At 52.8% G+C, this 19,497-nt stretch carries 20 protein-coding genes; 9 read left to right on the forward strand and 11 right to left on the reverse strand.

What is annotated here, in order from left to right; translation table 11 throughout:
- Window positions 1-33: 33 nt before the first annotated feature.
- Window positions 34-675 carry a bifunctional 4-hydroxy-2-oxoglutarate aldolase/2-dehydro-3-deoxy-phosphogluconate aldolase gene (gene kdgA / locus OGV82_RS14720; RefSeq protein WP_012132013.1) on the forward strand — a complete coding sequence of 214 codons (642 nt, stop codon included), beginning with the start codon at window positions 34-36 and terminating at the stop codon, window positions 673-675.
- Between the two features lie 87 nt (window positions 676-762).
- Here the strand turns inward: kdgA and purT are convergent, their stop codons facing one another.
- Complete coding sequence (gene purT, locus OGV82_RS14725) at window positions 763-1,941, reverse strand: formate-dependent phosphoribosylglycinamide formyltransferase (RefSeq protein ID WP_047463189.1); 1,179 nt, start codon at window positions 1,939-1,941, stop codon at window positions 763-765.
- A gap of 132 nt (window positions 1,942-2,073) precedes the next feature.
- Here purT and yebG point away from each other — a divergent pair, with 132 nt between their 5' ends.
- The 4 genes from yebG to ptrB all read left to right on the forward strand — a co-directional run bounded on the left by yebG (window position 2,074) and on the right by ptrB (window position 5,758).
- Window positions 2,074-2,364, forward strand: coding sequence for a DNA damage-inducible protein YebG (yebG, locus tag OGV82_RS14730; RefSeq protein WP_012132015.1), 291 nt, complete (start codon window positions 2,074-2,076; stop codon window positions 2,362-2,364).
- A 121-nt stretch (window positions 2,365-2,485) separates the two neighbouring features.
- On the forward strand, window positions 2,486-2,842 hold the full coding sequence (gene yebF / locus OGV82_RS14735) for a protein YebF (protein WP_047463192.1): 357 nt from the start codon (window positions 2,486-2,488) through the stop codon (window positions 2,840-2,842).
- Window positions 2,843-2,935: 93 nt separating this feature from the next.
- Window positions 2,936-3,595 carry a tellurite resistance TerB family protein gene (locus tag OGV82_RS14740; RefSeq protein WP_101744120.1) on the forward strand — a complete coding sequence of 220 codons (660 nt, stop codon included), beginning with the start codon at window positions 2,936-2,938 and terminating at the stop codon, window positions 3,593-3,595.
- Window positions 3,596-3,682: 87 nt separating this feature from the next.
- Complete coding sequence (gene ptrB / locus OGV82_RS14745; protein ID WP_101744121.1) at window positions 3,683-5,758, forward strand: oligopeptidase B; 2,076 nt, start codon at window positions 3,683-3,685, stop codon at window positions 5,756-5,758.
- Here ptrB and exoX read toward each other — a convergent pair.
- The 3 genes from exoX to OGV82_RS14760 all read right to left on the reverse strand — a co-directional run bounded on the left by exoX (window position 5,740) and on the right by OGV82_RS14760 (window position 7,418).
- Window positions 5,740-6,402: an exodeoxyribonuclease X gene (exoX, locus tag OGV82_RS14750; RefSeq protein WP_012132019.1), complete on the reverse strand. Its 663-nt coding sequence runs from the start codon at window positions 6,400-6,402 to the stop codon at window positions 5,740-5,742. The genes ptrB and exoX overlap by 19 nt on opposite strands.
- Window positions 6,387-7,082, reverse strand: coding sequence for a carbon-nitrogen hydrolase family protein (locus tag OGV82_RS14755; protein WP_101744122.1), 696 nt, complete (start codon window positions 7,080-7,082; stop codon window positions 6,387-6,389). The genes exoX and OGV82_RS14755 overlap by 16 nt, the downstream gene beginning before the upstream one ends.
- 105 nt (window positions 7,083-7,187) lie before the next feature.
- A complete protein-coding gene (locus tag OGV82_RS14760) occupies window positions 7,188-7,418 on the reverse strand; it encodes a DNA polymerase III subunit theta (RefSeq protein WP_024130259.1) in 231 nt (76 codons plus the stop codon).
- A gap of 140 nt (window positions 7,419-7,558) precedes the next feature.
- On the opposite strand from OGV82_RS14760, the gene yobA reads away from it, so the two are divergent.
- Genes yobA through OGV82_RS14775 form a run of 3 tightly spaced genes read left to right on the forward strand, consistent with a single transcriptional unit; the run spans window position 7,559 to window position 9,163 of the window.
- A complete protein-coding gene (yobA, locus tag OGV82_RS14765; protein ID WP_101744123.1) occupies window positions 7,559-7,933 on the forward strand; it encodes a CopC domain-containing protein YobA in 375 nt (124 codons plus the stop codon).
- On the forward strand, window positions 7,933-8,808 hold the full coding sequence (gene copD / locus OGV82_RS14770) for a copper homeostasis membrane protein CopD (protein ID WP_101744124.1): 876 nt from the start codon (window positions 7,933-7,935) through the stop codon (window positions 8,806-8,808). Before yobA ends, copD begins: the two co-directional genes overlap by 1 nt.
- A gap of 16 nt (window positions 8,809-8,824) precedes the next feature.
- Entirely contained in the window at window positions 8,825-9,163 is a 339-nt protein-coding gene (locus OGV82_RS14775; RefSeq protein ID WP_012132024.1) for a YebY family protein, read from the forward strand.
- 666 nt (window positions 9,164-9,829) lie between these two features.
- Here the strand turns inward: OGV82_RS14775 and OGV82_RS14780 are convergent.
- Both OGV82_RS14780 and OGV82_RS14785 read right to left on the reverse strand, forming a co-directional pair.
- Window positions 9,830-10,021 (reverse strand): YlcI/YnfO family protein, encoded by a 192-nt coding sequence (locus OGV82_RS14780; RefSeq protein ID WP_012132027.1) that lies wholly within the window; start codon window positions 10,019-10,021, stop codon window positions 9,830-9,832.
- Between the two features lie 369 nt (window positions 10,022-10,390).
- The gene (locus OGV82_RS14785; RefSeq protein WP_101744151.1) at window positions 10,391-12,478 is read right to left on the reverse strand and encodes a TonB-dependent receptor; all 2,088 of its coding nucleotides are present in this window, start codon (window positions 12,476-12,478) and stop codon (window positions 10,391-10,393) included.
- Between the two features lie 247 nt (window positions 12,479-12,725).
- On the opposite strand from OGV82_RS14785, the gene pphA reads away from it, so the two are divergent.
- Window positions 12,726-13,388, forward strand: coding sequence for a protein-serine/threonine phosphatase (gene pphA, locus OGV82_RS14790; RefSeq protein ID WP_047464032.1), 663 nt, complete (start codon window positions 12,726-12,728; stop codon window positions 13,386-13,388).
- Here pphA and OGV82_RS14795 read toward each other — a convergent pair whose 3' ends face one another.
- From OGV82_RS14795 to yebS, 5 genes are all read right to left on the reverse strand, one after another.
- Window positions 13,389-13,580, reverse strand: a complete 192-nt coding sequence (locus OGV82_RS14795; protein WP_012132031.1) for a YdfD/YebW family protein — start codon at window positions 13,578-13,580, stop codon at window positions 13,389-13,391.
- A 102-nt stretch (window positions 13,581-13,682) separates the two neighbouring features.
- Entirely contained in the window at window positions 13,683-13,919 is a 237-nt protein-coding gene (locus tag OGV82_RS14800) for a YebV family protein (protein WP_024130262.1), read from the reverse strand.
- A gap of 116 nt (window positions 13,920-14,035) precedes the next feature.
- Window positions 14,036-15,475, reverse strand: coding sequence for a 16S rRNA (cytosine(1407)-C(5))-methyltransferase RsmF (gene rsmF, locus OGV82_RS14805; RefSeq protein WP_101744125.1), 1,440 nt, complete (start codon window positions 15,473-15,475; stop codon window positions 14,036-14,038).
- A 76-nt stretch (window positions 15,476-15,551) separates the two neighbouring features.
- Window positions 15,552-18,185, reverse strand: a complete 2,634-nt coding sequence (locus OGV82_RS14810; RefSeq protein WP_101744126.1) for a PqiB family protein — start codon at window positions 18,183-18,185, stop codon at window positions 15,552-15,554.
- Complete coding sequence (gene yebS / locus OGV82_RS14815) at window positions 18,154-19,437, reverse strand: membrane integrity lipid transport subunit YebS (protein ID WP_047463217.1); 1,284 nt, start codon at window positions 19,435-19,437, stop codon at window positions 18,154-18,156. The genes OGV82_RS14810 and yebS overlap by 32 nt, the downstream gene beginning before the upstream one ends.
- Window positions 19,438-19,497 lie beyond the last annotated feature (60 nt).

Here is a 19,497-nt window from a genome sequence, read left to right on the forward strand (position 1 = left end):
ACAAATTTTGTACTCAGGCGAGAGAAAACTCTGATGAAAAACTGGAAAACAAGTGCAGAAGCAATCCTGACCACAGGCCCGGTTGTACCGGTGATCGTGGTGAACAAACTGGAACACGCGGTGCCGATGGCAAAAGCGCTGGTTGCAGGCGGTGTGCGCGTTCTGGAAGTGACTTTACGTACCGCGTGTGCGATGGATGCCATCCGCGCTATCGCGAAAGAAGTGCCGGAAGCGATCATCGGTGCGGGTACGGTTCTGAACGCGCAACAGCTGGCGGAAGTGACGGAAGCGGGCGCGCAGTTTGCTATCAGCCCGGGCCTGACGGAGCCTCTGCTGAAAGCGGCGACCGAAGGCACCATTCCGCTGATTCCAGGTATCAGCACTGTTTCCGAACTGATGCTGGGTATGGACTACGGCCTGAAAGAGTTCAAATTCTTCCCGGCGGAAGCTAACGGCGGCACCAAAGCGTTGCAGGCGATCGCAGGTCCGTTCTCTCAGGTACGCTTCTGCCCGACTGGCGGTATCTCTCCGGCGAACTACCGTGACTACCTGGCGCTGAAAAGCGTTCTGTGTATCGGGGGTTCCTGGCTGGTTCCGGCTGACGCGCTGGAAGCGGGGGACTACGATCGCATCACGAAACTGGCTCGCGAAGCGGTAGAAGGCGCGAAACAGTAAGCCAAATGCCCGGTGGCGCTGACGCTTACCGGGCCTACGTTTTATAGGGTTGTAGGCCGGATAAGCGCAGCGCCATCCGGCATTTTTTTACCCCGCGACTTTCACCTGTGCCGCCGCGTGTTTTGCACGCTCAACGGCCTCTTCGACGCGTTCCGCTGTCGCCAGCGCGACGCCTAACCGACGGGTTCCGTCGATGTCCGGCTTGCCGAAGAACCGCACCTGTAAACCCGCTCCGACGGCCGCTTGTACATTATCAAACGTTACATTCTGGCTGGTAAGCGTCGGTAAAATAACGGCGGACGCGGCAGGGCCATACTGACGAATTTCGCCCACGGGCAGGCCGAGGAAAGCGCGAACGTGCAGGGCAAACTCTGACAGATCTTGCGAAATCAACGTCACCATGCCGGTATCATGCGGTCGCGGGGAGACTTCGCTAAAGACCACCTCATCGCCGCAGACAAAAAGCTCGACGCCAAATAACCCATAGCCGCCTAACGCCAGAACAACCTTGCGGGCGATCTCCTGCGCGCGCGCCAGCGCCAGATCGCTCATCTGCTGCGGTTGCCAGGATTCACGATAATCGCCGTCTTCCTGACGATGGCCGACAGGGGCACAAAAATGGACGCCGTCTATGGCGCTGACGGTCAGCAGAGTGATTTCAAAATCGAATTTAACCACGCCTTCGACAATCACGCGCCCTGCGCCAGCGCGGCCGCCCTGTTGGGCATATTCCCATGCCTGCGACAGTTGGTCGGCGCTGCGGATGAAACTCTGTCCTTTACCGGAAGAACTCATCACCGGCTTCACGATGCAAGGAAAACCGATCTCCGCCACCGCCTCGCGAAAACGTTCTTCGCTGTCGGCAAAACGGAAAGAAGAGGTCGGCAACGCCAGCTCTTCTGCCGCCAGACGACGGATGCCTTCACGGTTCATCGTCAGTTGCGTCGCCCGGGCGCAAGGCACCACATTCAGTCCTTCCTGCTCCAGTTCTACCAGCATGTCCGTCGCGATAGCTTCAATTTCCGGCACAATGAAATGCGGCTTTTCGCGTTCAACCACGCGGCGCAGCGCTTCGCCATCCAGCATATTGATGACGTGTGAGCGGTGGGCGACGTGCATCGCAGGCGCATCCGGGTAGCGATCCACCGCGATAACTTCCACACCCAGGCGTTGGCATTCGATCGCCACTTCTTTTCCCAGTTCGCCTGAACCCAATAACATTACGCGCGTAGCCGCCGGACGCAGCGCGGTGCCTAATAACGTCATAAAATATATCCCCTGATTTAACTGGGCGCAGTATATACGAAAACGTTTGCGTCTGTCTTTATTGCCAGGTTGATTTCATTACTGAAAAGTAATATACTGTACATAATTACAGGTGATTGAGAGGCTGCAAAAATGGCGGTTGAAGTTAAATACGTGGTCATTCGGGAAGGTGAGGAAAAAATGTCGTTTACCAGCAAAAAGGACGCCGATGCGTATGACAAAATGCTTGATACGGCAGACCTGCTCGACACATGGCTTGAGCAGTCTCCGGTAGCGATGGAAGACGAACAGCGCGAAGCGCTTTCTCTGTGGCTGGCTGAACAAAAAGACGTATTGAGCACGATCCTGAAAACCGGCAAATTGCCGTCGCCGCAGGTGGTTAAAAGCGATGCGACGACGGAGGATGACACGCAAGCGGCCTGAGTCTGACTTGCGCTCCTGACGTTTTGTACCATGCTTTTTCCTGAATCATTGTGCTATGCCCGTGGATTTCGCGTTGCAAACATGCAGCCTGAAAGACGAAGGAGATATAAGGAGAAAAAGTATGAATAAAAAAAGAGGAGCGCTGTTGAGCCTGCTGTTGTTGTCCGCCAGCGTATCGGTCTTCGCTGCCGATACGGCCAGCAAATCGGTGAAATTCCCGACCTGTGAAGGGCTGAACGCTGATGGGATCGCCGCCAGCGTGAAGCGCGATTATCAACAAAACCGTATCGTACGTTGGGCTGATGACCAAAAAAAGGTCGGACAGGCGAATCCGGTGGTGTGGGTCAACACTCAGGATATTACCGGCAAAGAGGGTAACTGGACGGTTCCTCTGACTGTTCGCGGGAAAAGTGCCGATCTTCATTATCTGGTAAAGGTTGATTGCAAAGCCGGAACTGCGGAATACCAGCCCCGCTAATGGCAAATTTGCGCATCTTTTGCTGAATTAGACACTTCCTGACATCCCCTCAAGTACGCTTTGACGATTCATCGTTTGTATTTGAGGGGTAAAATGGCTAACTGGCTAAACCAATTACAATCTCTTCTCGGGCAAAACGGAGCCTCTGCATCTTCTTCAGGTGAACAAGGGCTGAGTAAACTGCTGGTTCCCGGCGCGTTAGGCGGTCTGGCCGGTTTACTGGTCGCCAATAAATCTTCCCGTAAGTTACTGACTAAATATGGCACCAGCGCCCTGTTGGTTGGCGGCGGCGCGGTGGCAGGCACCGTCTTATGGAACAAATACAAAGAGAGGGTACGTGCTGCGCATCAGGATGAGCCGCAATTCGGCGCGCAGAGTTCGCCGCTGGACCAACGAACCGAGCGGTTGATCCTCGCCCTGGTGTTTGCGGCGAAAAGCGACGGGCATATCGATAGCCAGGAGCGTGCAGCCATCGAACGCCAGTTGCGTGAAGCCGGGGTGGAGGAGCAGGGACGTGTGCTTATCGAACGGGCGATTGAACAGCCGCTCGATCCGCAGCGTCTGGCGCAAGGCATCCGTAATGAGGAAGAGGCGCTGGAAATCTACTTCCTGAGCTGTGCCGCCATTGATATCGACCATTTTATGGAGCGCAGTTATCTGAATGCGTTGGGCGATGCGCTGAAAATTCCTCAGGATGTGCGGGACGGCATCGAGCAGGATCTGCAACAGCAAAAGCAGGCTCTGCCAGGCTAACGTAATCCCCTGCATAGCATGTTTCGCTTGCATCGTGCGTGACTTTTGCCACCCTTATAGGGTGTTTAAAGACAAAAGAACAAAGACATGCTACCAAAAGCCACCCGTATTCCGCACACCATGACGCTGCATGGCGACACCCGTGTCGATAACTATTATTGGCTGCGAGACGACTCCCGCTCGCAGCCTGATGTCCTTGACTATCTGCATCAGGAAAACGCCTATGGACATCAGGTCATGGCGTCACAGCAGGCGTTACAGGATCGCGTGCTTAAAGAGATTATCGATCGCATTCCGCCCAGAGATGTTTCCGCACCTTACGTTAAAAATGGTTATCGCTACCGGCAGATTTATGAGCCAGGGTGTGAATATGCTATTTACCAACGCCAGTTGGCGCGAAGTGAAGAGTTGGATGCGTGGGATTTATTGCTGGATGCGAATCAGCGAGCGGCCCACAGCGAGTTTTATACTCTCGGTGGAATGGCCATTACGCCGGACAACACCATCATGGCGCTGGCGGAAGATTATCTTTCCCGTCGTCAGTATGGGCTGCGTTTTCGTAATCTTGAAAGCGGTAACTGGTACCCGGAACTGCTGGATAACGTGGCGCCAGAGTTTGTCTGGGCGAATGATTCGTTGACGCTTTACTACGTGCGTAAACACGGCACCACGTTGCTGCCTTACCAGGTATGGCGTCATACCGTGGGTACGCCGGCCACGCAGGATCAACTGGTCTATGAAGAAAAGGACGACGCTTTTTACGTCAGTTTGCACAAAACCACCTCTCAGCATTATGTGGTGATCCATCTCGCCAGTGCGACCACCAGTGAAGTGCTGTTGCTGGATGCTGAACTGGCCGATGCGGAACCCTTCTCGTTTTTACCGCGGCGTAAAGATCATGAATACAGTCTCGATCATTACCAGCATAAGTTTTATCTGCGTTCCAATCGCCACGGAAAAAACTTTGGTCTGTATCGCAGCCGGGTACGTGATGAAAACGCCTGGGAAGAGCTGATTGCGCCGCGCGAGAGCATCATGCTGGAAGGGTTTACCCTTTTTACTGACTGGCTGGTGGTGGAAGAACGCCAGCGTGGTTTGACCAGCCTGCGGCAGATTAACCGTAAAACGCGTGAAGTTACGGGGATTGCGTTCGACGATCCGGCCTACGTCACCTGGCTTGCCTATAACCCTGAACCGGAAACGTCCCGCTTGCGTTATGGTTATTCATCGATGACGACGCCGGACACCTTGTTTGAGCTGGATATGGATACCGGCGAGCGGCGCGTGCTCAAACAAACGGATGTGCCGGGATTTGACGCTGCGAATTATCAGAGCGAGCACCTGTGGATTGTCGCCCGGGATGGTGTAGAGGTTCCGGTTTCGCTGGTTTACCATCGAAAACATTTCCGCAAGGGGCAAAATCCGCTGCTTGTCTACGGCTACGGTTCCTATGGCGCCAGCATGGATGCCGATTTCAGCAGCAGTCGGTTAAGTTTGCTGGATCGCGGATTTGTTTACGCCATCGTGCATGTTCGCGGCGGCGGTGAGTTAGGTCATCAGTGGTATGAAGACGGTAAGTTTCTGAAAAAGAAAAATACGTTTAATGACTATCTTGATGCCTGTGACGCATTGCTGAAACTGGGCTACGGCTCGCCTTCATTTTGCTATGGCATGGGCGGCAGCGCGGGCGGCATGTTGATGGGCGTCGCGATTAACGAACGTCCTGAACTTTTTCATGGCGTCATCGCGCAGGTGCCGTTTGTTGACGTCCTGACGACAATGCTTGATGAATCTATCCCTTTAACCACGGGAGAGTTCGAAGAGTGGGGAAATCCGCAGGATGCGGAATACTACGCGTATATGAAAAGCTACAGTCCGTACGACAACGTCACCGCGCAGGACTATCCGCATCTTCTGGTTACCACCGGGTTACATGATTCGCAGGTGCAATACTGGGAACCCGCCAAATGGGTCGCTAAACTGCGCGAACTGAAAACGGATGACCACCTGCTGTTGCTGTGTACGGATATGGATTCCGGGCATGGCGGGAAGTCCGGGCGTTTTAAAGCGTATGAGGGAGTGGCGCTGGAATTCGCTTTTCTGATTGGTCTCGCTCAGGGCACGTTGCCAGGGCAGGCAGGCGCTCAGGCGTCGCTCAGATAGTGTTTAAGCGTTAAACGCAGCTCCGGGCTCATGTTGTCAAGGTTATTAAATAACCAGCGCAGATAGCCCGGATCGCGCTCGGCGACTTCAGAAACGGCTTTGCCGCGATATTTGCCAAACGTAAATGTCGTTAACAGGGCCGGGCGTCCGGTAATGTCGACCATTTGTTCCGCCGTCCAGCCTGACGTGTTCATAATATCGATCAGCAATGCCGCCGTGATATAGCAGTCATACAATGCGCGGTGATGATGAAGGCCGGGCGGTGTTTGCACGCTTAGCTTACGGGATTTGTAGAGCGCCATGTTGCTGTATTTGATCCCCGGCCATAACCGGCGGGACAGCTTCATGGTACAAATCCACTCTCCCGGCATCTCTGGCAGCACACGCCGGTCGAAACTGGCGTTATGCGCGACATACCATTCGCTTCCGTGATAGAGCGGAATGATATCTTCGATCCAGGGTTTATCGGCAACCATCGATTCACTGATACGGTGAATCGCCATCGCCTGTGGGCTGATGGGGCGGTCAGGACGAACCAGATGGCTCATTGGATTGACAATTCTCCCCGCCACCACATCGACAGAGGCAATCTCAACAATCCCGCCCTGTAGTCCGCAGGTTTCCGTATCTATAACTCGCAACATGGGGTGCTCCCGACCGAAAACACCTGGCGTAATGGAATGATATCGCCTTGCCAACCCCGTGTCGTATGCTGACCTGTTAACAGCAGAGAACCGCTGTCCGCGCGGACAATGAGCTGGCCGCTTTCATCCCATAGCGCGCTGCTGCCTCCGGCGTTTGCCATCAACACGGCAATGGCGAAGCGATGCGAAAAACGTTGCAGCCGGGAGGTGGAGGTAAATAAATCATGTTCGCTGACGCACTGGCTGGTGGTGAATAACGAAAAGGCAGGATCGATATCAATGCCTTCCGGCTGCTCATCCATCACGCTTATCGTTTTCCGGTGGCGGGCCACGCAGGCACCGTGGCTTTGATGAAAGATCAGCGGCGATGTCACCCAGGGGGCGAAAATGGCAATGCCTCTGACTAACTGGCCGTTATGCTCAACCGGCAGCCCGGCAATAATCGTCATGCGGTACGCGGATGCCGCATAAGCAAGCGGCTGTAATAAGGACTCATCGGGCGGGACAGGGAGCGCCTGCGCCGTATCGTTGCATCCGGTTAACGACAGGGAAGGGAATACCAGGAGTTCGCATTGCTGGCTGGCAGCAATCTCAACAAATTGCAGATGGTGCGCGACATGTTCTGCCAGCGTGGCGCGAGGTGGTTCATACTGCGCCGCCGCGATTCTCCAGTGTGACATAATGATTTCCTTTTCATAGTGTCTACAATCATCCTTAAATCTTAGTTTAAGAATGTACTTATACTGTAGCAACTCATGTGTAAGGAAGTGTAACGCTATATAAGTTTATTTAACTTTCGGTTCGTAAGGTAAGCGTGACAGGGAAACCGACGCCAGACGGTGGGCAATCAGACGTTCACGAAACCATTCGCGCAGGTGTTCTGGCTGTTCACGCTCAACGACTTCTGCCACGACGGGCATATTGTAACGCTCTTTAAACGCCACACCGGCTGCGGCCAGGTCAACGTTGATCTTATCCATGTCAGCTTGTTCAAGTTGAGCCAGGTTCGTTTGCATACGCTTCTCCTTATCATCAATGGCGCGCAAAAGTTACTAAGAGTGCGCCTCAATGGCAAGCCGGAAATGATGATTCTCGACTCGACCATTATAGAAGGTTATTCTCTGTAAATCAGACATAACAAAAAGGAATAATTGATATGGCTTCTACTGCACCTTCTTTGCGCTATGCTCTCCTTTTCCTCGCCTCAACGCTGGCGGCGCCTGCGGCCTGGGCACATGCGCATCTGACGCATCAATACCCGGCGGCTGAGGCTGAGGTGACTGCCGCGCCGCAGGCATTGACGCTGAATTTCTCCGAAGGCATCGAGCCTGGCTTCAGCGGGGCGACGCTGACCGGGCCAAAGCAGGAAAGCATCAAAACGCGGCCTGCAAAGCGCAATGAGCAGGATGCGAAACAGCTCATTATTCCTCTGGATCAGACGCTTAATCCCGGAACCTATACGGTTAACTGGCATGTGGTGTCGGTTGACGGTCATAAGACAAAAGGGCAATACACCTTTAGCGTGAAGTAATCATGCTGACGTTTACCTGGGTAGCGCTTCGCTTTATCCATTTTAGCGCCATGATGCTGGTGTTTGGCTGCGCGTTATATGGCGCGTGGCTGGCGCCGGTTTCTGTTCGTCGCTTGATGACGCGCCGCTTTCTGCGCCTGCAACAGCACGCTGCCGTGTGGAGCTTTGTCAGCGCGACGCTGATGCTGGCGATCCAGGGTGGACTAATGGGGGCGGGCTGGCAGGACGTGATCTCGGTTTCGATATGGGGCGCAGTTTTACAGACCCAATTTGGCGGCGTATGGCTGTGGCAGATTATTCTCGCGCTTGTCACGTTGGCCATGACGCTGGTTGTGCCGAGAAATTTACCGCGTCTGCTGCTCATCCTGATGGTTGCCCAGTTTATGTTGCTGGCAGGCGTTGGCCACGCCACGCTGAATGATGGCGTGGTGGGCGCGGTACAGCAGATTAACCATGCGGCTCATCTGGTGTGCGCTGCGGCCTGGTTTGGCGGCCTGCTGCCGGTTATCTACTGTATGCGCATGGCGCAAGGTCGCTGGCGACAACAGGCCATCGAAACAATGATGCGTTTCTCACGCTATGGTCATCTGTTTGTCGCGGGCGTATTGTGCACCGGCATCGCAAATGTGCTTTTTATTACGGGGTTTTCCGCCCCCTGGCATACCGCGTACGGGCAGTTTCTTTTGTTAAAATGTGTCCTTGTCCTGCTAATGGTGGCAATTGCGCTAACGAACCGGTATGTTCTCGTACCACGTATGCGGCAGGAAAATCGCCGCGCGAATCTCTGGTTTATCTGGATGACTCAGATTGAATGGGGAATTGGAGCCGTTGCGCTGGCGATTGTCAGCCTGTTCGCAACTCTGGAACCCTTCTGATGGACTGGCAAAACTCATGAAAAAAATGATTCTCTCTCTGCTATTGTTGGCAAGTTCAGGTGCTGCGCTGGCGGCGCCTCAGGTTATCACCGTGAGCCGCTTTGAAGTGGGCAAAGACAAGTGGGCGTTTAACCGCGAAGAGGTGATGCTGACCTGCCGACCGGGCCATGCCCTGTATGTCATCAACCCGAGCACGCTGGTGCAATACCCGCTGAACGATGTTGCAGAGCAGCAAGTTGCAAGCGGCAAAACCAACGCGCAGGCTATCACCGTCATTCAGATTGACGATCCGGCAAAACCGGGTGAAAAAATGAGCCTGGCGCCGTTTATTGAACGCGCGGAAAAGCTCTGCTAATTACCAGAAGTATCTTTCTGATTTCCAATAAAAAACCGCAAGCCTCATGCAGAGGAACTTGCGGTTTTTTCGTTGTTGCGGCTGACAACGGTCGTTTTTTACCGGCCACTTTCGTCGTGGACTGGAAAACCTGGCGTCGTCATCTATTCTTAAAGGGCAAGGCGACTTAGCCTGCATTAATGCCAACTTTTAGCGCACGGCTCTCTCCCAAGAGCCATTTCCCTGGACCGAATACAGGAATCGTATTCGGTCTCTTTTTATCTGTTTGTTTTGAAGTATGTTTTCAGATACTAACCCGAAACCACACGAAAGTTACTCGAATTTTCCATATCCTGTCCAAACCATAACATACTCTGTACCGAGTGCGTCCAGGGTTTTTTGATTGGTATGTTAATTTTTGTGCGTCAGAGTGCCGTGTGAAGCCAGGTTTACATGGATGAACGTTTATGAATCATGCTCGATGAGTTACTCATGCTGCGCACAGAAGGCTCGCAGAATGAGGATGACGGGGGTAAAAATCAGAGCGACATAAAACAGTATGATCAACACCGCGTCTAATGCGTGATAATTCAAAATGAAATAGATAACATTCCCAATAGATATCAGGATAAAGGTGTATTTACTAATAAATAAGCATCTTTTCATTTTGGTCGTAGCTATAAAGAGTTAATTTTTGTTTCTATTTACGTCTTTGGGCGTACTGGAATTCAGGGCTTTTTCACGACATGCTTCTTTTACCCATGCAGAAAAATTGCTGGTTTTTTCCTTCGCCATCACTTGCTCTATTTGTTTCAGCAAACTGTATGAAAAACGGATGTTTTTTATCACTGTTTTGCCTGTAAAGTTCTTTATCGACATAAGGTGCTTCTCGCAACTAATTCACATCACTGTTACTTTCGCGTAACCACGCATGAAGGAAATTGATTTACATCAATGAAATCAACGGTGATGACGGCGAGGTTTCCTGGTTGTGAATTGCGTCGCAACAAAGAATGCCTTAGCGATACCACATTGAAGAGTGGGGTTGTTCAGTGACTATTCTCTATTTTTTAATGCCTGGAATCTTTTCAAGATGTGCGATGATGATAATCAGATTGATTTTATTGGGTAATTCATATTGTGAGGGTAGATATTTATTAATTAATATCCGTGTGTTTTTAGGCTGTTTATACTCACAAAAAGATAAGCAAGCGCCGCATACGGAGTGTATGGACGCTTGCTGTATTATTAGAACTGATAGTTTAAAGACATCCAGTAGTTGCGACCTGGAATAACGTATCCGGTCGTTGACTGCGCTGTCTGGAAATAATCGCCAGCATAGGTGCTGGAACGGCCAGATTGATATAATTTGACGTCGCTAAAGTCTTTATCCAGTACGTTATTGACGGCGGTATTCAGGGTTAAATCTTTAGTCAGTTTATAAGATAGTCCCATATCCAGCACTGTCCATGCTTTTAGATTTGCGCCTTTGTCATCATACACTTTCTGCTGTACCGCACTGAGATTGTCATAGGTCTGAGTAAAGCGGGGCGCTTTACCGCGATAGCGGGCGCTTAGCCAGGTATTTAAATCATCTGTCGCCTGCCAGTTAACGCGGGCATTTGCCATATGTTTTGGTGTATAGCTGAGTGGTGCGCCTTTATTATCTCCATCTTTCTGTTTGCTCTGAGTATAGGTATAGTTGAGCGACAGACTCAAATTATCCAACCAGAGCGGGAACGATGTTGCAAATTCGACACCATCGGTACGCGCTTTTCCGCTATTGGTATAGCTACTGGTATTGTCATCAATCGAATAAGAAACAATTTTATTGCGATATTCAGTGTAGAATCCGGTTATATTGGCATTGAACCCATTGCCATTATCGTAATAAAGTCCGGTTTCATAACTGGTGCTTTCTTCAGGTTTTAAATCTGGATTACCGACGGTATTGATTGTTCCCTGACCAGAAACACCGCTGATGCCATTATGTAACTGGCTAAGAGAAGGCGCTTTATAACCGGTTGTGATTCCCCCTTTGAGCGTCCATTCATCTGTCATATCCCAGACCAGATAGCCACGAGGACTGAAATGACCGCCAAATACGTCGTTATGTTCATAGCGACTCCCTACGGTAAACGCCAGAGAATCCAGGATATGCCACTCATCTTCAAGGTAAGTCGCCCAGCTTTTTTGATGGAACTTTTCACCTGAACTGGCCAGAACGACGCCATCTTTCATTCGTGCGTCCCAGTATTCGCCACCCACCGTCAGTAAATGTGATTCTCCCAGCGGCGTGAGAAGCACCGAGTTGAGAATAACATTGGTATTTTTCAGTTCACGATCGTCACCCGCTCTCCAGGCTTGATCGGGCGTCAGAGCGGAGGAAACCAGCTGTCGTCCTTTGTTTTCTGTCTCATTCCAGTTAAGAGACGATTTCCATGTACCAAACGTTAAGGCGGTGTCATGTCCTAACGTCACTTTATTGCGCTCATAGCGGAGCGTTTTATCATATCCGCCCGTGAGGCTACCAAGCTGACCGTCGCTGTTATCATAACGCTGTCGGGATGTGTCGAGATCCATCCATAGCGTATTGTTTGCGCTGGCTTTCCAGTCAAATCTCGCGCCGATGTTGTAGTTTTGCGACTCAGTGGGATAAGGAACGCGTGTTTCTGCGGTGTCGCTCAGTGATGTAATGCTGGAGCCTTGTCGCTGGGTTGTGCTTCCACGAACCTGCATATCCAGCGAGCCAGGCACCAGGGGACCGCTTGACCAGAAATTTGCGGTTGTGCTGTTTCCCCATTTATTACTTTCCTGTAGGTTCACTCCCGTATTAATGGCCGTGCTCCACTTATCGGTGCTTTTTTTGGTAATAATATTCACCACGCCGCCAATGGCGTCTGACCCATAAAGTGTAGACATGGGCCCGCGTATAACCTCTATACGTTCAATGGCTGAAAGTGGGGGCATAAAACTGGTATTCATTGCAGAAAAGCCATTCGGTGTTACATCCGATGTTCCATTCTGACGAATACCGTCAATAAGAATAAGGGTATAACTGGCAGGCATCCCACGAATACTTATTTCAAGCCCCCCTGTTTTTCCGGTACTGCTTTCAACGTCCACTCCCTCAACGGCCCTGAGAGCATCGCCAAGATCATTATATTTATTGGTCTGTAATTCTTGTTGTGAAATAACAGAAACACTGGCTGCCGCATTGGTGATCTTTTTCTCGTATCCCGATGCGGTGACGACCATGACATCTTCTGCAAAAACATTAAAACTTGTGGCGCCCAGACAAGATAAGACAAGTGAAGCGAGAGGTTTAATACGCATTATCGAACTTCCTTTGTTAAAAAAAGCAAAGTCAATAAGATAATGCATGAAAATGATAATAAAAATAATTATCATTACACTTTTACATAAGTTGGCATTTATATGATTTTATTGAAATCAACAAGAATTATTGCAGGTTAAATTATTGCTATAAAAATGATTAATGGTCTCTGGAGAGGTGGCCTGCGACTGAAGATTTCCTGCTATGGTTAAGTATGTCAGGTTCATTTTTACTGATGGTGAACCAATGAAACAGCCGGAAAACGTCTATCAGAAAATTGAGGGGAGTCAGTGGCGGCATGTCTGGATTGTCGGCGACCTCCACGGCTGTTTTTCGCAGTTGATGGAGAAACTACGACAGTGTCGGTTTGATCCGTGGCAGGATCTGCTGGTGTCGGTGGGGGATGTGATCGACCGTGGGCCTGACAGCTTGCGGTGTCTGGAACTTCTGCACAAACGGTGGGTGGTCGCCGTCAGAGGGAATCACGAGCAGATGGCGTTAGACGCGCTGGCCGCCTCGCAGTTGTCGTTATGGTTTATGAACGGCGGCGACTGGTATGCCGCATTGTCGGCAAACCAGCAGCGCCTGGCGAGAAAAGCGCTCGACGACTGTCAGCGTTTACCCTGGATTCTGGAATTACACTGCCAGAACGGCATGCATGTTGTGGCGCATGCTGATTATCCGCATCAGGTCTATGCCTGGCAAAAAGAGGTGGATTTACACCAGGTGCTATGGCGTCGTTCCCGGTTGAGCGAGCGGCATGCGGGTCAGGGAAACGGCATTGCCGGAGCCGATCACTTCTGGTTTGGTCATACGCCGCTGCGTCATCGCGTTGATATCGATAATTTGCACTATATTGATACCGGCGCGGTATTTGGCGGGGAACTAACGTTGGTTCAACTTCAGTAATTAAAAATCACTGTACTGGCGAGCAGGTAGCCAGAAGCCGTCAATAAAGTCTTCGACCGGAAAACAACCGCCGTGACGAATCCGCTGGTCGTCCATCGAATACAGGCACTGCTGCTCAGTATTGTAGATATCCACCACAATGTCCTCACAGCCGCCGTCCAGGTAGCAAACAAAAAGTACCAGTGCGAACATTCCATCCTCAAATTGTCCTGCCGTATCGATAGTGTAGGAGAGGTTGTCGCAAGGGGGAAAGGGCGAAATAAATAACCCGTCTGGCGACGGGTTCTTTTTGAGTCAGGCAAGACGCATGACCCAGGCATCGGACTTACGATCGTAACGGGTGCGGAATAGAACAGAGTGCTCTCCGTTTAAAATGGCGGGAATGCTGGTTTCATCATCCCAGGCATCCAGTTGCATACATAAATCTGGGTCGGATTTACAGGGAATGCTTAACGTTCGGTCCCCCGGCGATTCGCCATGTAACTCGGCATCGTCGATTTCAAAAGCGCCAATGCGCACACTGGTTTTCATCATCGTGCTCTCCGTTAGTTCGCTGATTGTGGTACGACCAGTTTGATCGCCCAAATTTCAGCGTAGCCAACTTCAGCAAAAGCGCCAGTAAAAAAGTGCGCTATTTTTGACCGCTTTCAGTCGCTACCGGTAAAGAGTTTGCCATCGCGAACCAGTTCGCGTGGGTAACTGTTCTTCAACCGGGAACCAATCCGTTTCGCCAGACCAATGGGCTGATGCTGGAACGTGACCAGCACATCATCGGCAGACGGCGCGGTTTGCGGGTAGACATCCCGCCCCCGATACCACTCTTCCGCCTCCTGATGAGACAGCTCGAATGCGTTGGCATGATGTGGATCGGCGAGGGCGATCACCGCTTCATGCTGCCAGCGATAACCTTTATTATGGCTTTCCGCCAGTTTTATGCCCAGGCGGGAAAAGCGGACTTTTCCGATCAGCGCTTCAATCTCTGCCGGGAATAACCACACCTCTTTATCTCGCTGCCAGAGGTGCAGGTTTTCTCCCCACTGAAGTCCACTGGCGTTAGCCGCCTGAGTGATTTGCGTCGCCTCACGCCCCTTCATCGGCGCGAACGGAAACTTGCCGACCTTATAGCCAGGCGCGGGAAGCGGGGGAATGGCTGCGGTTTTACGCAAACGGGCGACAAAGAAACCTTCGCAGTCGTAAATCTGCGGGAAAACGTGTAAAAAACCCTCTGCCGTCAGCGCGCGCTCCGCCTCCGGGAACAGATCGCCTAAAGGCAAAAATTCAACCGCTTCCGGGTAGGTCTCTTTCAGCCACAAGCAGACGGACTCATTCTCCTCGTGATTTAGCGTGCAGGTGGAGTAGACCAGCGTACCGCCAGGGCGCAGCGCGTGAAATGCGCTGTCGATTAGTTCCCGCTGTGTGGCGGCAATATCCAGGTTGCTTTCGACAGACCAGTTTTTAAGCGCGTCGGGATCTTTGCGCACCACGCCTTCACCTGAACAGGGCGCGTCCAGCAAGATAGCGTCGAATGTCTCCGGGAGCGCGGCACCGAAGACGCGGCCATCAAAATGGGTCAGGGCAACATTACTGATCCCACAGCGGCTGATGTTGGCGTGCAGCACTTTGACCCGGCTGGCGGAGAATTCATTCGCCAGAATGGCGCCCTGATTATTCATCCGCGCGGCGATCTGGGTGGTTTTCGAACCCGGCGCGGCAGCAACATCCATAATACGTTCCGGCGTATTCCCTTCAGCAAACAGCGCGGCGACCGGCAACATTGAGCTGGCTTCCTGAATATAAAACAGGCCGCTCAGATGTTCGGCGGTGCTGCCCAGCGGTAACGATTCGTCATCATCGCGTTCGATCCAGAAACCTTCCTCGCACCAGGGAACAGGCGTCAGCGACCAGCCATAGGGTGCCGTCAGGGCAAGAAAGTCGGTAACAGAAATTTTTAGCGTATTCACGCGAATGCTGCGACGTAACGGGCGCTGGCAGGCGGCGAGGAAATCGTCAAAAGAGAGTGTCGAAGGCATTGCTTCGCGCATTTGCGTCAGAAAGGCATCAGGGAAATAAACAGCGTGTTGAGCCACTTGGGTACCACCGGCAATAAAACAGGCGCGCAGTGTAGCATAAATGCTCCGGCGCGAGCACGCCGGAGCGGGGGAGTTAACGTGGCAGGGCGGTGCCCCATTCGCGCCACTCTTTCGGTTCGCTTTCCAGCAGCAGGAAGTGTTTACCCGCCTGTGCTTTCGGCGCCAGCGGCGTCCCTGGCGGGGTTGCAAACGCGATGCCGCCGCGAATGAATTGATTGAAGGTGCCGGTTTTCACCACGCCGCCGGTCAGGCCAAAGTCCAGACTGTAGCCGGAGGCCAGCCAGAAGACGGAGTTATTACGCACCAGATGCTGATAACGCTGGCTGATGCGCATGGCAATCATCACGCGGTCAGACAGCGAACCCAACGTCATGCCCGTTACCGTGCCCACTTCGATACCTCTGAACAGCACTGGCGTGCCGATGTTCAGCGAACCTGCCTCAGGAGCTTCCACGACGATGCTCAGACCATCGAGATAGCGCGAGTCGGAAATGGTTGCTTCCTGCAATTCGAAATCACGACGCGGATTGCCGCGTCCGGGCTCCACGTTAATGTAGGGCTGCAAAATCGTATCGAGATGCTCCACGCCCGCGGCGGAGATTTGCGGCGTGATCACCGAGAAACGCGTACCGCTTCGGGCAAAGGTCTGGACATACTCCGGGTAGAGCACCGCTTTCGCCTGAACCTCATTGCGCGCGGTAATCAGCTCCAGCGTCTGGATCTGGCCGATGTCGATGCCGAGATAACGAATCGGCATACCCGCCGCGAGTTTACCGGCGTCAAAGGCGTGTAGGGTGATTTGCCCACCCACCGCGCGGGCGGCGGTTTCCGAGGCGTAGAGTATTCGTTTGTCGCCTTTACGCTGGCTGGCGCTTGCGCCGCTCAGGTTATCGAAACTGATAGCGCCTTTCAGCGCACGCGACAGGGGAGAGGCCTGCACGGTCAGGCCGCTGCCGTTAAGCTGTACCTTCGCCCCGCCTTCCGCCCAGAATACGCTGTTGCTGGTTAACAGGTTGCGGTATTCCGGTTTGATATGCAGATCGATATCAAAGGCGTTAGCGCGTGGGCGCACGGTGATCACTTCACCTACCTCAAACTTACGGTACAGCACCACTGACCCCGTTTGTACATCCGGGAGCGTTTCAGCAGTGAGGCTCACCGTGGTCGTGGGGAGGTCGCTGAGGCTGTTTTCCACGGCCTTTTCCAGATTGGCGTACAGCGGGTAGGTGGATTTCATTTCGCCTTTTGTGCCGGGCAAAATACGAATGCCGCCGCTCACCCACTCGCTGGCGCTGGCGCCGAGAAACTCCACGCCGTCGAGACCGACTTTGATATCCACGCGACTGTTGACCACAAATTTGCTGTCACCCTGAATCAGGGCGCGATGTTGCGGATCGATAGCCACCGTGAACGCAACGCCTTTACTGGATAACTTACGTTCAATGACCTGGCCCACCTGCACGCCATGCAGAACCAGCGGTTGACCGGCGTCAATACCGTAGCTTTCCGGGGCGGTCAGGGTTAACGTCAGCGCATTTGGTTCATGGAGCAGGGCTTCTTCGCCAGGCACCACGACGAATTCACTGCGCGGTTCGCCTTCGCCTGGCACCAGTTCAAACGTTTTGCCGGTCAAAAGCGAACTGATACTGGCATCGCTCAGCGACAGCTTTGGACTGCGCAGCTCAATACGCGTCTTATCACGCAGGAGTGTTACCACGCTGGGGTCAACCGTCATTTCGCCCGTGACTTTCCCGCCGGGGTTGAGCGTTAATTTGGTGAGCTCGCCCACTTCAAGCCCCTGATACATCAGCGGCGTGGAGTCGGCTTTCAGGCCGTCGCCGCCGGGAAGTTCAAGTTTGACGATGACGCCGCGCTGGCTATGGGCTAAATCTTCGTAGAGGCCAAATGCGTCATCTGCGGTTGCAGGCTGCGAATCGTCGGGCGAGTCAAACGCGATTGCGCCATTTACCAGCGCCGCCAGACTCTCCAGCTTCACCTTCGCGCCGCTAAGGCTGACATCCGCATTGACGCCGGAGACATTCCAGAAACGGCTGCCTTTTTTCACCAGGCTGGTGAACCGACGCTCAATCAGTACGTCAATGGTGACGCCCTGTTTGTTGGGATTGATGGCATAGTCGTATACCCGACCCACCGGAATTTTGCGGAAATAGACCAGCGACCCGCTGTTAAGAGAGCCGAGGTCAGGCGCGTGAAGATGGATCATCAGGTCGCCGTTGTCCAGACGGTATTTCGGCTGGGTATCAAGCGCGACAAAGTGATCTTTCTCGGCCCCTTTGCCGGGCATCATGCCGATATAGTTCCCGCCGACCAGCGCGTCCAGACCCGAAACGCCCGCCAGCGACGCTTTTGGCGTCACCAGCCAGAACTGGGTCTCCTCGCGCAAGGCATCTTTCATGTTTGACTTAATGCTGACGCGCACTTCTATCTTGCGCAGGTCTTTACTCAGGCTGATGTCCTGTACCGTACCTACTTCAACGCCCTGATAGCGCACAGGCGTCCGGCCCGGAACAATGCCATCCGCCGACATAAAGTCGATCGTCACGGTGTTGCCGCGATCTTCATAACTTCCCCAAATCAGCCAGCCTGCGATCATCAATGCGATAAACGGCAGCAGCCAAAAAGGGGAAATACGACGTTTTGTTTTTATCTGCGCTTCAGTCGGCGAAGCAGGCGTTTCCTGACTCATGTGCATCCCAAAGTAAGCGGCTATCCAGCCATTCCACTGCAAGAATAGTCAATATTACCGCTGCGCCGAAATAAAACGCAGCCGGTCCCATAGTAAAAGCGAGTATCTGATCGCGATTAATCAGCGACATCGTTAACGAAATAACAAAGAGATCCAGCATGGACCAACGGCCGATCCAGGTCACCATCCGCAGCAGCAGGATGCGCGTACGCAGCCCTTGCTCACATTTGAAATGGATGCTGAGCAGCAGTGTAAACATCACAATAACTTTGGTAAATGGCACCAGAATACTGGCGATAAAGACCACGGCCGCCACGGCGATATTGCTGTTCGCCAGCGACATAATGCCCGATAAAATCGTGTCCTCCTGACGCCCGCCATTCACATAAATAATGGATATCGGCATCAGGTTTGCGGGCAGCAGCAGGACGACAGAGGCCAGCAGCGCCGCCCAGCATTTCTGTATGCTCTGATTTCTGCGCAGGCGTAGCGGGATATGGCAACGGGGGCAACGTCCCCGTGAGTCAGGATAACCGGTGAAGTGGCATCCGAGACAGACGCGAAGTTTTTCGTCCGGGCGTCGGGCGGGGCGTTGTGGGTAAAAGCGCTCCCAGAGTTGCTCTACATTGAGATGCGACAACGTCAGAATACTGAGGATCACCAGCGCCACAAAGGCGTAAAGCCCCAGGCCGGGTTGCAGGAAGGCGTAATCCTGCACTTTGATCGAGGCGACCCCAATGCCGACCAGATAAATGTCGAGCATCACCCACTCTTTGAGCCTCTCCAGCATCAGCAATACCGGACGCAGATTCATGCCGAGAATATTACCGAACCATAGATAAGCGATGGCGGTGACCAGAATTAACGGCGCGCCTGCCACGCAAAAGAGCACCATGGCGGCCGTAAGCGGATCGCCTTGCTTGGTCATCTGCCAGATGCCCTGCATCACGTTGGCGTCAATACGCACCCCTAACAGCCAGATACGCAATAGCGGTTCGCCCCAGGCAAAGGGCATCAGCAGCAGCATCGTAACGGCCAGCGCCGCCAGACGCGTCAGCGACCAGTCGCGTCCATCGCGAATTTTGGCCTGGCAACGTGGGCAATATGCGCTCTGGTGCGATTGCATTTTCGGCAGGCTAAACAACATGTCGCATTGGGGACAGCGCTGATAATGGGCGCGGGGCAACGCTTCACTGATAGACCAGACCGTTATTCTCTTTGTTGGCGTGAGTCGCGGGGTGTTCAGGGCCATGTATCGTGAATCAAAGTGTTAGATTAATGTAATCTTAACTCATGACGGGAATGATCTTGA

It is taken from the genome of Citrobacter sp. CK191, from assembly GCF_030333435.1.
Taxonomy (GTDB): domain Bacteria; phylum Pseudomonadota; class Gammaproteobacteria; order Enterobacterales; family Enterobacteriaceae; genus Citrobacter_B; species Citrobacter_B koseri.

Coding starts and splice junctions, on each gene's coding strand:
- yebF (WP_047463192.1), top strand. CDS start 2,486: ATGAATAAAAAAAGAGGAGCGCTGTTGAGCCTGCTGTTGTTGTCCGCC.
- OGV82_RS14785 (WP_101744151.1), bottom strand. CDS start 12,478: ATGCGTATTAAACCTCTCGCTTCACTTGTCTTATCTTGTCTGGGCGCC.
- kdgA (WP_012132013.1), top strand. CDS start 34: ATGAAAAACTGGAAAACAAGTGCAGAAGCAATCCTGACCACAGGCCCG.
- OGV82_RS14740 (WP_101744120.1), top strand. CDS start 2,936: ATGGCTAACTGGCTAAACCAATTACAATCTCTTCTCGGGCAAAACGGA.
- OGV82_RS14755 (WP_101744122.1), bottom strand. CDS start 7,082: ATGTCACACTGGAGAATCGCGGCGGCGCAGTATGAACCACCTCGCGCC.
- yobA (WP_101744123.1), top strand. CDS start 7,559: ATGGCTTCTACTGCACCTTCTTTGCGCTATGCTCTCCTTTTCCTCGCC.
- OGV82_RS14760 (WP_024130259.1), bottom strand. CDS start 7,418: ATGCAAACGAACCTGGCTCAACTTGAACAAGCTGACATGGATAAGATC.
- OGV82_RS14775 (WP_012132024.1), top strand. CDS start 8,825: ATGAAAAAAATGATTCTCTCTCTGCTATTGTTGGCAAGTTCAGGTGCT.
- OGV82_RS14800 (WP_024130262.1), bottom strand. CDS start 13,919: ATGAAAACCAGTGTGCGCATTGGCGCTTTTGAAATCGACGATGCCGAG.
- OGV82_RS14795 (WP_012132031.1), bottom strand. CDS start 13,580: ATGTTCGCACTGGTACTTTTTGTTTGCTACCTGGACGGCGGCTGTGAG.
- pphA (WP_047464032.1), top strand. CDS start 12,726: ATGAAACAGCCGGAAAACGTCTATCAGAAAATTGAGGGGAGTCAGTGG.
- exoX (WP_012132019.1), bottom strand. CDS start 6,402: ATGTTGCGAGTTATAGATACGGAAACCTGCGGACTACAGGGCGGGATT.
- yebG (WP_012132015.1), top strand. CDS start 2,074: ATGGCGGTTGAAGTTAAATACGTGGTCATTCGGGAAGGTGAGGAAAAA.
- OGV82_RS14780 (WP_012132027.1), bottom strand. CDS start 10,021: ATGTCGATAAAGAACTTTACAGGCAAAACAGTGATAAAAAACATCCGT.
- OGV82_RS14810 (WP_101744126.1), bottom strand. CDS start 18,185: ATGAGTCAGGAAACGCCTGCTTCGCCGACTGAAGCGCAGATAAAAACA.
- purT (WP_047463189.1), bottom strand. CDS start 1,941: ATGACGTTATTAGGCACCGCGCTGCGTCCGGCGGCTACGCGCGTAATG.
- ptrB (WP_101744121.1), top strand. CDS start 3,683: ATGCTACCAAAAGCCACCCGTATTCCGCACACCATGACGCTGCATGGC.
- yebS (WP_047463217.1), bottom strand. CDS start 19,437: ATGGCCCTGAACACCCCGCGACTCACGCCAACAAAGAGAATAACGGTC.